Source organism: Paenibacillus xerothermodurans (genome assembly GCF_002220865.2).
GTDB classification, from domain to species: domain Bacteria; phylum Bacillota; class Bacilli; order Paenibacillales; family NBRC-103111; genus Paenibacillus_S; species Paenibacillus_S xerothermodurans.
Genome location: NZ_NHRJ02000016.1, coordinates 63,248 through 76,503, shown reverse-complemented (window position 1 = coordinate 76,503; position 13,256 = coordinate 63,248). Strand labels below are relative to the sequence as shown.

The 13,256-nt window shown below is 54.2% G+C and carries 9 protein-coding genes; 2 read left to right on the top strand and 7 right to left on the bottom strand.

The window, feature by feature from the left end:
* Nucleotides 1-31: 31 nt before the first annotated feature.
* The 4 genes from CBW46_RS18365 to CBW46_RS21540 form a co-directional block, all read right to left on the bottom strand.
* A complete protein-coding gene (locus CBW46_RS18365; protein ID WP_089201427.1) occupies nucleotides 32-1,345 on the bottom strand; it encodes an ABC transporter substrate-binding protein in 1,314 nt (437 codons plus the stop codon).
* 104 nt (nucleotides 1,346-1,449) lie between these two features.
* A complete protein-coding gene (locus CBW46_RS18360) occupies nucleotides 1,450-3,000 on the bottom strand; it encodes a response regulator (protein ID WP_089201426.1) in 1,551 nt (516 codons plus the stop codon).
* Complete coding sequence (locus tag CBW46_RS18355; protein WP_243633391.1) at nucleotides 2,993-4,768, bottom strand: cache domain-containing sensor histidine kinase; 1,776 nt, start codon at nucleotides 4,766-4,768, stop codon at nucleotides 2,993-2,995. The genes CBW46_RS18360 and CBW46_RS18355 overlap by 8 nt, the downstream gene beginning before the upstream one ends.
* Before the next feature lie 464 nt (nucleotides 4,769-5,232).
* The gene (locus CBW46_RS21540) at nucleotides 5,233-8,082 is read right to left on the bottom strand and encodes a spore coat protein (RefSeq protein WP_089201425.1); all 2,850 of its coding nucleotides are present in this window, start codon (nucleotides 8,080-8,082) and stop codon (nucleotides 5,233-5,235) included.
* A gap of 185 nt (nucleotides 8,083-8,267) precedes the next feature.
* Between CBW46_RS21540 and CBW46_RS18345 the strand changes: the two genes are divergently transcribed.
* Nucleotides 8,268-8,837: a CBO0543 family protein gene (locus CBW46_RS18345; protein WP_089201424.1), complete on the top strand. Its 570-nt coding sequence runs from the start codon at nucleotides 8,268-8,270 to the stop codon at nucleotides 8,835-8,837.
* A 66-nt stretch (nucleotides 8,838-8,903) separates the two neighbouring features.
* On the opposite strand, the gene CBW46_RS18340 is transcribed toward CBW46_RS18345, so the two are convergent.
* Nucleotides 8,904-9,557: an HD domain-containing protein gene (locus CBW46_RS18340; protein WP_089201423.1), complete on the bottom strand. Its 654-nt coding sequence runs from the start codon at nucleotides 9,555-9,557 to the stop codon at nucleotides 8,904-8,906.
* A gap of 135 nt (nucleotides 9,558-9,692) precedes the next feature.
* Here CBW46_RS18340 and CBW46_RS18335 point away from each other — a divergent pair, with 135 nt between their 5' ends.
* Complete coding sequence (locus CBW46_RS18335) at nucleotides 9,693-10,556, top strand: hypothetical protein (protein ID WP_089201422.1); 864 nt, start codon at nucleotides 9,693-9,695, stop codon at nucleotides 10,554-10,556.
* A gap of 101 nt (nucleotides 10,557-10,657) precedes the next feature.
* On the opposite strand, the gene CBW46_RS18330 is transcribed toward CBW46_RS18335, so the two are convergent.
* Both CBW46_RS18330 and lpdA read right to left on the bottom strand, forming a co-directional pair.
* Nucleotides 10,658-10,936 (bottom strand): hypothetical protein, encoded by a 279-nt coding sequence (locus CBW46_RS18330; RefSeq protein ID WP_133254014.1) that lies wholly within the window; start codon nucleotides 10,934-10,936, stop codon nucleotides 10,658-10,660.
* A gap of 900 nt (nucleotides 10,937-11,836) precedes the next feature.
* Nucleotides 11,837-13,255, bottom strand: coding sequence for a dihydrolipoyl dehydrogenase (lpdA, locus tag CBW46_RS18320; protein ID WP_089201419.1), 1,419 nt, complete (start codon nucleotides 13,253-13,255; stop codon nucleotides 11,837-11,839).
* Nucleotide 13,256 lies beyond the last annotated feature (1 nt).

Sequence of the window (13,256 nt, the reverse complement as noted above, 5' to 3'; positions counted from 1 at the left end):
AGCGCCCTGATCGATCCGATAGGATATACAGTTATTTTTTGTTTTTAGCGAGAATGGCGTTGGCTTCCTTGCGGAACTTGGACGCGGCCTCTTCCACCGAAATTTTCTTATAAAGAATTTGCTCTGTCACGTCCTGAAGGAGCTTGAACACCTCCACGGAGCCTACCGGCACCGGAGGATCGTTCGAGCTGCTGTTCTTCTCCGCCCAAGCGATATAATCGAATACTTTCTTTTCATCAGGTGATAAAATTGGCTTCAGAGCCTCCTGCACTTTGGAGTTGATCGGTACTCCGCGCTCGCCTTTGATGATTTTCTGTGCCTCTATATCGTTGATGATGAAGTTCGTGAATTTAACTGCTTCTTCCTTATTCTTGGAATTCTTCGTAACGGACAGACCTTGGCTGGACTTTAAGAATAGGCCTTTGTTCGCGTTTGGCCCGGGAAACGCCACGATCTCGAGCGGCCGCTTCGCACTGGCGGTCCAAGCGACAAATTGATTGGACCATGCGAGGTAACTTGCAGCATTGCCCATCACCAGTTCGTCATCCTCCGGCGTAAACTTCTTCGCAGCCAGCTTGTCAAGGCTGAGCACGTAACCGGCGTCATACCACTTTTGATAACGGGTGAAGTAGTCGATGAACGGCTTATCATCGGAATAACCGAGGCTCGTGCCGTCGGCACTGTACATTCTTTGATCTATTGTGCGCAAGTAGTATGGGAACCAGATTTTAAAATCAACCCGGTCCGCCAACAACTTGCCGCTCGCCTTCATCTTTTGCCCAAGCAGTTCCATGTCGTCCCATGTCCAGCCTTCTTTAGGCATCTCTGCCCCCGCCTGCTTGACGATCGCCGGATCCATTGTTGCGGCAAGCGCGTTCACGCCCATCGTAATCTGGTACTGTTTACCGTCATATTCACCGATCTTCAGAAAATTGGGCGAAATCGAGCTGATGTCGATACTGCCTTTATCCATATACGGCCGCAGATCCTCCAGCTGGCCACGGCCGCCGAATTGGCTGATATATCCGTCGTCCATCTGGATCACGTCCGGCAAATCGTTTGCGGCCGCTTGAGGCGCGAGTTTTTTCCAATAATCATCAAATGAGGCGTATTCTGCTTCGATCTTAACGTTCGGATTTTTTTGCTGATACAACTCGATGACCTTGAGTGTTGCGTCGTGTCTTGATTGCCCGCCCCACCATGCAAAGCGCAGTTTGACAGGGTCACCTCCAGAAGCGGCCGAGTCCGAGGTACCGGCTCCCCCCGATGGTGCGGATGCGCCTCCACAGCCTGCAGCTGTCAAAAGCAGCGAGAGCGAAACAAATAATGTTAGCGCTTTCTTCATTCTTTTTTTCCTCCCCTTTTTTGGAGTTACAACATTATTATCCAATTTTCACACGGCAAAAAGAATGTAAAAAACCGTGATCGTTGTTTAAAAAACAGACAAAGTCAGTTGGTTTTCATATATTCCGATGGAGGACGGCCGGTGTATTTTTTAAATACCTGACTAAAGTACTGCGGATTGTCACCGAAGCCCGTTTGCTCCGCCAACTCAAAAATTTTGATATCGGATTTCTGCTCGATCAATTCAGTGGCTCTGGCCATGCGGGCCTTCATCACATAATTCGAAAACTTCTCACCGGTCTCTTTCTTGAACAATTTGCCCAAATAATCACAGTTCATATACAGCATTTGATTGGCGACCCAGCTCAGAGACAGTTCGGGATTACCCAGGTGTTCGTTGATAACATCCAATACGCGATGCACGATGATGCAATGTTTATTTTTGGTCTTCTCGTAGTGCTGCAGCGCTATATGATGAGCCGTTTCCTTAAAAAACGTCTGTATCGTTTGCAGCGTGTCCAAGCTCGACAACGTGATTAATTTATCCAGATCACGGTCAATAGCATCGGAATCACCGAGCCGAATGATAGCCATAAACAGCTGAATCACATACGACCTCGCCGTAGGTATATCTAAACGAAGAGCAGCCACCTTTTGAAAGAATAGGTCGATTTGATCGCTCGCTTCCTCCCAACAGCCCGTTTTAATTTGCAGCATCAGATGATCTTCGTCGAAGATAAGCTCGTTTGAAGCCGGCTTGTCGACTTCTACGATGTCGCGTTGGGTGATCAAGCTGCCCTCGCCCAGATAAAACCGGTGATTCAGGCACTCTAGGTTTTGCTGATACAGCACTCTTGCCCGAGTCATATGATCCGCCTCACTGATCGCAGCGGTCAGGCCGATTTTATAATATTGCAGGAATGTCTGACGGATTTGGGTGATACGCTCAAGCAGTCCCGCCGGCTCCATCGTATCCTCCACCACAATGAGCACCTGCCTGCCCACCGTGCAGCTTAACACTGTGTTGTCAAGTAAATCCTCTGCGATATTTTTTACGGCAAACATATGCTCAAACTCAAACGCGCCCTCTAACTGAAATAAAATCAGACGAACCTGCGGGTTGTCCAGATTAAGCCCGAACAGTGTGCGGTAATATTCCCAATCCTGGTCGCCGTACGTCTTATTGGTGACGAACTCACGGAGGAATTGTTCTTTGGCATGAGGGAGTACTTTGTCCAAGCCATCCCTCATTTGCCGGACGAACTGCTCGCGCTGCGCGTTCTGCTCAAGCTCCGCAACCAGTTCATGCAGCACCTCGATGATTTTGTTTTCGTTGCATGGCTTGAGCAAATATTGTTTCACGCCGTATTGCATCGCTGAGCGCGCATGCTCGAACTCGCCGAAGCCCGACAGCAGAACCAGTTTGATGTCCGGATAGCTCTGCGATATGCGTTCCGCCAGCTGGAGACCGTCCATGCCCGGCATACGTATGTCGCTGATGATAATGTCCGGCGGCTCCTGCGTAACCTTGCTCAACGCCTCAATACCGTTTCGCGCCGTTCCGGCAAGCACCGTTCCCGCCGCTTCCCAGTCGACTCCATTGGAAATGCCGTCTAGAATAATTCGTTCATCATCCACCAACAGCACCTTAAACATGGCGATCCCTCTTTTCATCTGGAATAATCACGGACACGCTGAATCCCCCTCCTGGTGCACTGTCCAGCTTCAGGCCATACGCTTCTCCAAACGCCAGTACGATCCGTTCCTCGATATTTTTCAGTCCGATGCCGCTGCCGCGGGTGCTCGATTCACCTCTCCTGATGCGATCCAAGGTCTCGGTGTCCACTCCTGGACCATTATCTCGCACTATTAGAATCAGCCGACCGGGCTCGGTCCTGCAGGATATTCGAATATGACACGGCTCCAGCATGGTCTCGAGCGCGTAGTGGATACAGTTCTCCAAAAGGGGCTGCAGCGTGAGCTTCGGGATCAAAAGAGACTGTGCCCCGGCAGGAACTTGCATCTCGAAAATGAGTCGTTCTTCAAAGCGGACCTTTTGTATCGTAATGTAATTTATGACGATAGCCAGTTCCTCTTCCACCGTTATTAAAGTTTCCTTTATATTAACAGAGCTTCTGAGCAGAAATCCTAGAGCTTCCACCATCTGCGATATTTTAGGCTGTCCGTTCGCCTTCGCCAGCCAGTTGATCGATTCCAGCGTGTTATACAGAAAGTGAGGATTAATTTGTGCCTGCAGCGCTTTGAACTGCGTTTCCTTGATCGTCAGCTGCTTTGCGTAGTTTTCGGTGATCAGCTCGTTAATTTGTTGAACCATCATACGAAACGTTCGCCGCAGCTGGCCTACTTCATCCATCTGAGGCGCGGCGGATTCGGCAGCCTCCATGTCCGCCAAGCTGAAATTCCCTTTCTGCACCTGCTTCATTCTTCCGATCAAATCCTCAATCGGTTGAGTCAGGCCTTTGGCAAACCTAATCGCTAACGCCATCACAAGGAGCAGACTCACAAGAAATCCGGCGAACAGCAGGTTTTTCATCAAAATAATTTTTGTGAAAATTTGGTCGAACGGAATGACACTATGATATGTCCAACCAAGATAGTCTGATTTGATCTGTGTAACAAAATAGCGCCGGTCGTTCAGCTGCCTGATCGCGTATCTCTCACCCAACGTCTGTTCTTCAGGCGTGTAGGTAGTCGCCCCGTGGTCCAGCCGCAAAGGATACATAACGTGGCGGTCGGACGCAATCCTGATCTCGCCATACCGCAGCTCGGCGCGTTCGAGCACATCTTCGACAATGGCGTCCAACTTGATACGGACGGTCATGGTGCCGAGTCTGTTCAGCTCGAGATTTTGGTAATTGCGGATTTCGCGTGCCGCTATCAGGTGAGGGTCCTGTGTATCGGGGATAATCCACCGGGTGCCCCCGGAACCCTCCGCGGCTTCATCCAGGATAAACTGCTGTTTTGCAGCTGCAGCGCTGGAGGTTTGCCCAGCGGTGGCCTGCTGCCCCAGCCTGTCGACTACTTCTATGGAAAAAATGTATTTCTCATAGCCGGCATACCTAATGAGCTTGTCCGCTATGAGCGCACGAAGCCGGTATTTCTCAAACTCGGGCGTCTCGTCGTGGATGGACAGCAAAAGATTCTGAATCTGCTGATCTGTCGCGATGGTATACGAGAGCCGATCGAGCTTCTTTAACTCATTCTCTATGCCGGTCGATGATAGATTGAGAAGCTGCGACGATTGCGAGTACAGCTGTTCATCATAGATAGAGTAGGCGTACTGCAGTGAAAAATGGGTGGTTAAAAAGCAGACACCCATGATGAGCGCAAGTAGGGCAAACACCTTATGCTTGATCTTTAGGTTATTATATGCCTGCTTGAGCGAAAAAGAAAACCCTTTCAAACGACGGTACCCCCCCCTAGACGCCACCGTGTGAGTCAGATACCGCTGGCTGCTCTCTTCCGGCTTGGTTCCCCGTAACGGGCGAATATATCAGTTTTATAAGGCACCGAATGTTGACGCCATTGTATTACCATTATACGGGAAATCCATTGGCCCAGGAAAGCAGAAGGGAGTGAGCCCATTGCTTGGCCCGGCATACCGGCTCTGCCATAACCAGCTGCCGGTGCGCCCGCTATCATGCTCGCTAAACCTTATGCTCACGCAAGATACCTGTGATAAGGCGCAACAAGCAAACGGCATAAGCCGACATCGCCCGACACAACACCCCAACGGATTCGCAGCATACAAGGGCAGCTCACGGCCGCTGGATAAAAAAGCAACCGGTACCCTTCAAATTCAAGGATACCGGTGAATGTCGTGCATATTCTTGTTACGCTGATTTAAGCTAGGTTATCTCGGCAGCGTTATTGCGTGTTCCGGTTGCCGTACGCGGCACCGCCTGCCGCATTAGGCGCTGCGGAAGCCGTCCGGCCGGCTGCTCCAGCCTGTCCGCCTCCCGCGTTCGCGTTGCTCAAGCCTTGCACCGGCGCGCCTGTCAAGAAGTTCACGCCCATCCCGCGGCCTGCCACTGCGGCGCCATCGGCATAAGCAATCGAATCACTGGCGTACGCGGACCTGCCCGCATTGCCGTCATTCTGGCCTGCTGCTCCCGCGTTGGCTCCACCATATCCTGGAGCTTGGCCTGCTGCTCCCATGTTGGCTGCGCCAAAGCCTGCGGCTGACCGGCCGGCACCCATGCCCGCTGCGCCATAGCCCATTGCTTGGCCCGGCATACCGGCTCTGCCATAACCAGCTGCCGGTGCGCCAGCTATCATGCCGGCTCCGTCCATGCCCATCATACCGGCTCCGCCATAACCCGCTGCCGGCCCACCTGCTGCCATGTTCGCTCCGCCCATGCCCATCATGCCGGCTCTGCCGTAGCCCGCTGCCATACTGGCTCCGTCCATGCCCATCATGCCGGCTGCGCCGTAGCCCGCGGCCGGTCCACCCGCCGCCATGCTCGCTCCATCCATGCCCATCATGCCGGCTGCGCCGTAGCCCGCGGCCGGTCCACCCGCCGCCATGCGCGCTCCATCCATGCCCATCATGCCGGCTGCGCCGTAACCCGCTGCCGGCCCACCTGCTGCCATGCGCGCTCCATCCATGCCCATCATGCCGGCTCCGCCGTAGCCCGCTGCCGCCCCACCTGCTGCCATGCTCGCTCCGTCCATGCCCATCATACCGGCTCTACCATAGCCCGCTGCAGGTCCACCCGCCGCCATGCTCGCTCCGTCCATGCCCATCATACCGGCTCCGCCGTAGCCCGCTGCAGGTCCACCCGCCGCCATGCTCGCTCCGTCCATGCCCATCATACCGGCTCCGCCGTAGCCCGCTGCAGGTCCACCCGCCGCCATGCCGGCACCGTCAAAGCCCATCATACCGGCTCCGCCGTAGCCCGCTGCAGGTCCACCCGCCGCCATGCCGGCACCGTCAAAGCCCATCATGCCGGCTCTACCATAGCCCGCTGCAGGTCCACCCGCCGCCATGCCGGCACCGTCAAAGCCCATCATGCCGGCTCTGCCGTAGCCCGCTGCCGGTCCACCTGCTACCATGCTCGCTCCGTCCATGCCCATCATGCCGGCTGGGCCGTAACCTGCTGCCGGTGCACCCGCTGCCATGCTCGCTCCATCCGCTGCCGCGCCTGCTGCTCCAGCGCCTGCCGCCGGTGCGCCCGCCGCCATGCTCGCTCCATTCGCTGCCGCTCCCGGCGCCGCGCCCGCTGCTCCAGCGCCTGCTGCCGGTGCGCCCGCTGCCATGCTCGCTCCATCCGCTGCCGCTCCYGGCGCAGCACCCGCTGCTCCAGCGCCTGCTGCCGGTGCGCCCGCTACCATGCTCGCTCCATTCGCTGCCGCTCCCGGCGCTCCAGCGCCTGCTGCCATGCTCGCTCCATTCGCTGCCGCTCCCGGCGCAGCACCCGCTGCTCCAGCGCCTGCTGCCGGTGCGCCCGCTRCCATGCTCGCTCCATCCGCTGCCGCTCTCGGCGCGGCTCCAGCGCCTGCTGCCGGTGCGCCCGCTACCATGTTCGCTCCATTCGCTGCCGCTCCCGGCGCCGCGCTCATGCCCGCTGCTCCAGCGCCTGCCGCGGGTGCGCCCGCTGCCAGGYTCGCTCCATTCGCTGCCGCTCCCGGCGCCGCGCCCGCTGCTCTAGCGCCTGCTGCCGGTGCGCCCGCTACCATGCTCGCTCCATCCGCTGCCGCCGGTGCGCCCGCTGCCATGCTCGCTCCATTCGCTGCCGCTCCCGGCGCCGCGCCCGCTGCTCCAGCGCCTGCCGCCGGTGCGCCCGCCGCCATGCTCGCTCCATCCGCTGCTGCCGCTCCCGGCGCCGCGCCCGCTGCTCCAGCGCCTGCTGCCGGTGCGCCCGCCGCCATGCTCGCTCCATCCGCTGCCGCTGCATTCATGCCGGCACCGGCACCCGCGTAACCTGCGGCTTGGCCTTGGCCTGCTGCGCCCGTGTTGCCGCCGTCATAGCCTGCCGACTGCCCTCCAGCAGCACCGGCGCCAGCCGCTCCGGCATAGGCTGCTCCCGGCGCGCCCTGACCGGCGTTCGCACCGCCATATGCCGCTCCTTGCCCTGCCGCACCGGCGTTTGCGCCGTTATATCCTCCGGCATATCCGCCTGCGTTGCGTCCATCTTGCCCTCCCGGTACGTTGTACCGTGCCATCAAATTCGGCTCCGCCGGTTGATATCTGTGCAGGAACGTTTTCGCCCCGTTGTCAGCTATCGTCGGCACCGGATACATACCGTGGTCATTCATGAATAAAAAGACTTCGTACGCCTGATTGGCACAGTTATTCGCGCTGTTTAACAGCAACTGGCGCAGGTTCGGATCCGCGCTCTCCAAGGCAGCCCACATCCCGTTGCGTGCAGCGTTCTTGTGACAAATCAGCATAGCTGTGGCAACCTCCCAATCACTCATGGCCGTATCGGCCTGCGGTGCGAATTGGGGCGGGTTGTTGACGCCGTATTGTATTTGCCGAGGGGTAACACCTCTGATGTTAGTGTTCGGCGGAATAGGAGAAAAGCGGTTGTAATCATGCGTATAGTCCACAAGCACGTTGTACGACCGGATTTCCTCCTGCTGATGCCGTGCGATCATATCCTGAAGCCGTGGATTGTTCGTTTCCCTCGCATAAATGTTGAAGAGGGTGACCATCGTGATTTTTTCCAGTAAAATCTCATTAACTTCCATCGTCTCGTGCGCGCCAAATGGCATAGGGGATCACTCCTTTGGTTTTCTTACTGCTTAAGAGTACTATCTCCATCGTTTGCCTATTTATGCACCCCGAACCAGACCTACGTGTTCGCCCACACATGCCGTATGTGCGACTTCCCATGTATATAATTGAAGCCACGGTTGATGCTAGCAAATAACCCGGTGAAAAAGGCGGTGAAAAACACGTGAGTGATGAACTGGAAAACTTTGCTCGGCAGCGCCGGTTGATTAACGAACTCGTTCAAACTAACATGGATTCTTTTCTGAACTACGGCTTTCTTTCGCTGCAATGGTGGCTGCTGCTGGCATTCCTTATTTTACCATGGGTGCTATGGTTGAAGATTGCCAGGAAACACAGACTTTTGGAAACGGTGTTGGTTGGCACGATAGTGATCATCTTAACAACCCTCCATGATTGGGTCGGGTATAATTTTAATTTTTGGGACTATCCCGTCGAAATCGTGCCGCTCTTGCCGGGTGCTCTGCCTTTCGATTTATCTGTGGTGCCGGTGGCTTACATGCTGTTATACCAGTTTTGTCTGACATGGAAATCGTACTTGATCGGCTTAGGCTGCATGACCTTCATATATGCCTTTATCGGCGAGCCGTTTGCAAACTGGATGGAACTGGTTGTTTATTTCAAATGGAGCAGCATCTACTCTGTGATCTATTACATCTTTACCGGAGTGGTAGTGCGCGCCAGCGTGGATAAACTCGCTGCAGTATCCATCCCGGCGCAAAGGGTGAAAGGCTAATACCTGTACACAAAAAAGAGGCTGCGCTCAGCCTCAGTGTCGTGCGTGCCCATGAAATTACGTTGATTAGTCCATATCCCGCCCATCCCATTCCAGATAAAACTGATCAAGAAACCGTTCCATGAATCGGTGGCGTCTGTTTGCTATCCGTCTGCCAGTTTCGGTGTTCATCAAATCCCGCAATTTCAGCAGCTTTTCATAAAAATGGTTCACAGCCGTCGATCTCCCGCTCCTATACTCCTCATGAGACATGTGCTGCCGAAAAGGCGAATCCGGATCATACATCAGATGTCCTTTTGCGCCTGCGTACGCGAACGTCCTCGCAACTCCTATCGCGCCAATCGCGTCCAGCCTATCCGCATCCTGTACCACCTGCGCTTCGACGGTCGTCACCGGTTTGTTATGTCCCCCTTTATAAGACATCGTCGCGATGATCTGCACAACATGCTCCCGCACAGATTCCTCCACGCCATGGGCACACAGCCATGCGCTTACCTCAGCCAGTCCCTCCTCTTCGGACGAACGCAATTTCTCATCCGCAACATCATGCAGCAGAGCGGCTAGCTGACAAATGAATTCATCGGCGCCTTCTTTACGGGCCAGCATGTGTGCCGTCCGAGCCACCCTTTCGATATGTCTCCAATCGTGCCCGCTCGCATCATTTCCCAACATTTGTTTCACAAAACGAGCCGCCTCATTCAGAATATTCTGTTTGTTCATGCGGGCACCAGTTTCCTTTCCGTATGTGCGTGGCTTCTACCCTCGGGTACATCCGTACAAGCAACGTGTCTTATTCCAGCATATGTTAAATGACATGTGTACGGTATGTCAAATGATGATTGGGGAGTGACAGTCGTGGCAAAAGGCGTCGTGGACGTATATGTCTCGAAAAAGTTGGACCAAAACAACATTGTGCTCGTCGTTAATGGCGGATGCGGCTTGCCTAACGATCTGCATCTCATTCGTGATGGCAGCACAGTTACCCTAAGCCGGGGGAACACACATATAGAGGTTAAAGCCACCCACGAAGAAGAAACAGAATATTCTTTCGATTACATGGAGATCGACGCCATCACGGCAGCACGATTAGGAATTCGACATGGAAGCCGATATTCGCTGGAAACCGATGAAGGGGAGCATCTGTTTATTCAGATGCAGCCTATTAATACGAGTGAGGCAGAGGGGATTGTTTACGCCGAGCCAAAAAGTCGGACGGACACCATTGTCATCGGATACACACTGCTATGCTGGTTGGGTATGCCTGACAAGAAAAACACTGTGATCACGTTACGCCGGGGCAACCTCAGCAGCACACTAAAATTAAACATACCGCCTAATCAGCTGGATACAGACCTCAGGCTCAGCCCCGGGCGCATGTCTGAATTCGCTCTCAGTCCCGGTAAACAGCTCAAGCTGCGCTATGATCGGGTAACCAAAACTCTCGAGGTTCTCTCACAAGAGACAACTGTTACGGCCAACCGGACAAAACAGCGCAGTATTCCAAAAAAATCCGCGTTAAAGACGGCTAAACCACCGGCCCAAACACCAAAAATGGAGGCTGCTCCGGTCAAACCAGCTTTGACCAAACCAGCGGTGAAACCGGCGAAAATGCAGACGAGTCCAATCAAAACGCAGAAGCCGCAATCGGGAAAAACCCGGACCAATCCAACCGGCACAAAAAAGATAAATGCGCCCCAAGGTAGACCGGCAAATACGTAGTTCTTGCTAGACGCTGAGCGCCCACTAGAATGCGGTCAATGGTGGGAAAGCATTCCGCAATGATTCAACCGCGTGGGCTGCAAGCTGCCGCTAATCAGTGGCTAGAAGCCGTAATCACTAGCGGATTGCGAATGCATTACCTTAGTTATGAACACGATCTGCCCTGTGTGATAACCATAATGTTGGGCTACATGAAGTAACAGCGCCGAAATAGAAGGATAGGTTTTAAATGTCGCGTCTCCCTCTTCCGTCACATCACGCTGTTTCATCCGGTTCCAGTCAAGCTGTGAAAAATGGATTTCGACCGGCCGGTCCAAATCATCCGGTGCCAACCCTTTTAAAATTTGCGCACTTTGAGCGAATATTGTGCAAATAAACAATGAGCTCCGCGCCAGTCATGCCTGCGTTCACTTGAAATTCCAACGACCGCTCGCGGATAAAAGGTCTACCGCCAATTGCGCTAATAATGTTTTGATACTCATTGCTGCCTAAATGCATGCAGAGATTGCCGACACTGTTTGTGTTTTCTCGCAATCTGATCCACACCTGCGCGCAGGACAAGCGTCTAAAACACTCTTCGATCCGGGTTACTCCGTATTCATTTGCTTCAACGTTTGTTCAATAATGTTAAACATTTCACCACCTCTTGAATGTTACACATTTCACCGCCCCTTGCTGCGTGTTATGTTAATACTTATCGGATTAGTAAAGCGCTCTACCCAAAAGCTAAAATGCGTTAACAGTAATTTGTACTGTTCGCATCCGGTGGCGTATAAGATTGTTCGCTGGGCTGCTACGTTCTCACAGCATTTTTCTGCGGGGTGCAGCTAACTTCATGGTGTGCACGCGGGCGTTCGCCGAACGATACTTGGCAGCGTGCAAGAAAAATCCACAGCAAAAAGCCTCAGGCATCTATTGACATGCTCCCCTCCACGCAGCAGGTTTATTTATTAAACCTGTCTTCTTAAAGGGGAGCATATCATCTATCGCCAGAGGCTTTTTGCTTGTTTTTTCATTGTATGGCACTTAAAGTGTCAGCGGCGGTGGCCAGCAGTGAAAAAACTACTGTTATTCACGGTGGGCCATACCATCCGGCCGCCGCGCGCCGCTCATCCGGCGTAGCATGCGCCACTCGTAATGACGCCGCTAGCTGGCCATACCATCCGGCCGCCTCGCTCATTGCGTTCGACGTGGCCATGCGCCACCTCGTGGTCAATCCACCAGCCCGCGATGCCATTCCTGTCACTCGCACTTCCGCCCGCGGCATCCAACACGTTCAATCACTTGCGGCCAAGCACGTGGATCGGATGGCCCAACGCCACTTCAGCGGCATCCATTGTGATTTCGCCCAACGTTGGGTGCGCATGAATAGTCAGAGCTACGTCTTCGATAGTGGCGCCTAACTCGATAGCCAAGCTCATCTCTGCAATGAGGTTGGAAGCTTCCGCCCCGACAATCTGCGCTCCGAGCAGCAGACCGGAATCTTTGTCCCCGACCAGCTTAACGAAGCCTTCAGATTGATTCATGGTCATCGCACGACCATTAACAGTGTATGGGAACTTCCCAATTGTCACGTTGATACCCTTTTCTTTCGCTTCGGTCTCGCTCAGCCCGACGCTCGCGATCTCCGGCTCTGAAAAAACAACGGCTGGAATGCACTTATAGTCGATTACGCTCGACTGCCCCGCAATGGCTTCGGCTGCGACTTTAGCCTCGTACGATGCTTTATGTGCCAAAGCCGGTCCCGGTACGATATCGCCGATTGCGTAGATGTGAGGAACGCTAGTACGGCACTGCTCATCAATCTTCACAAGACCGCGCTCACCTAGTTCCACGCCAGCCAGTTCCAAGGACAAATCTCCATCGGTGTTCGGACGGCGGCCGACTGTCACTAGCACATACTGCGCAGTGACCTTCTTCTCTTCGCCCTTCACCGTGAACGTCACGGTTACGTCTTTGTCTGTCTGTTCACTGCTCTGCGCTAACGCCTCGGTGAATACCTCGACACCGTTTTTCTTCAAATTGCGCGCTACGAGCGACGACAGTTCCTTCTCAAATCCCGGCAGGATAGTGTCGGAGCCTTCCAGCACCGTGACCTTCGTGCCAAGCTTCGCATAAGTCTGTCCGAGCTCGATGCCGATGTACCCTCCGCCGATAACGACCATGCTCTCTGGAATTTCTTTCAAGTCGAGTGCCTCTGTGGAGGATAAAATACGTCCGCCGAACGGGAAAGCCTTCAGCTCAATCGGACGGGAGCCGGTCGCAATGATGCAGTCGTTGAACTTGTAACGTGCGGTCTCGTTGTCGTTGTAGACACGTGCTTCATGGTCATTAATGAATAGTGCTTCACCATTAAAAATCTGGATCTTGTTCCCTTTCAGCAGCTGAGTTACTCCGCCTGTCATCTTTTTCACGATGCCGGCCTTCCACTCTTGCACCTTACTGAAGTCCACCTTCACGTTCTCAGCGGAGATCCCGATGGACTGGTTATGGCTAGCCGCCTCATACTGGTGGGCAGCGTTAATTAATGCTTTGGAAGGGATGCATCCGCGGTTCAGGCAGACACCGCCTACTTCGGATTTATCGACGATCAGTACACTTTTGCCAAGCTGTGCGGCACGAATTGCCGCAACGTAACCGCCAGGGCCGGCACCGATCACTAATACGTCTATTTCAACGGAAGCGTCTCCTACTACCATT

What these genes read in the sequence shown, in the direction of transcription:
- CBW46_RS18365 (WP_089201427.1), bottom strand. Translation starts at nt 1,345, where the DNA reads ATGAAGAAAGCGCTAACATTATTTGTTTCGCTCTCGCTGCTTTTGACA.
- CBW46_RS18360 (WP_089201426.1), bottom strand. Translation starts at nt 3,000, where the DNA reads ATGTTTAAGGTGCTGTTGGTGGATGATGAACGAATTATTCTAGACGGC.
- CBW46_RS18340 (WP_089201423.1), bottom strand. Translation starts at nt 9,557, where the DNA reads ATGAACAAACAGAATATTCTGAATGAGGCGGCTCGTTTTGTGAAACAA.
- lpdA (WP_089201419.1), bottom strand. Translation starts at nt 13,255, where the DNA reads ATGGTAGTAGGAGACGCTTCCGTTGAAATAGACGTATTAGTGATCGGT.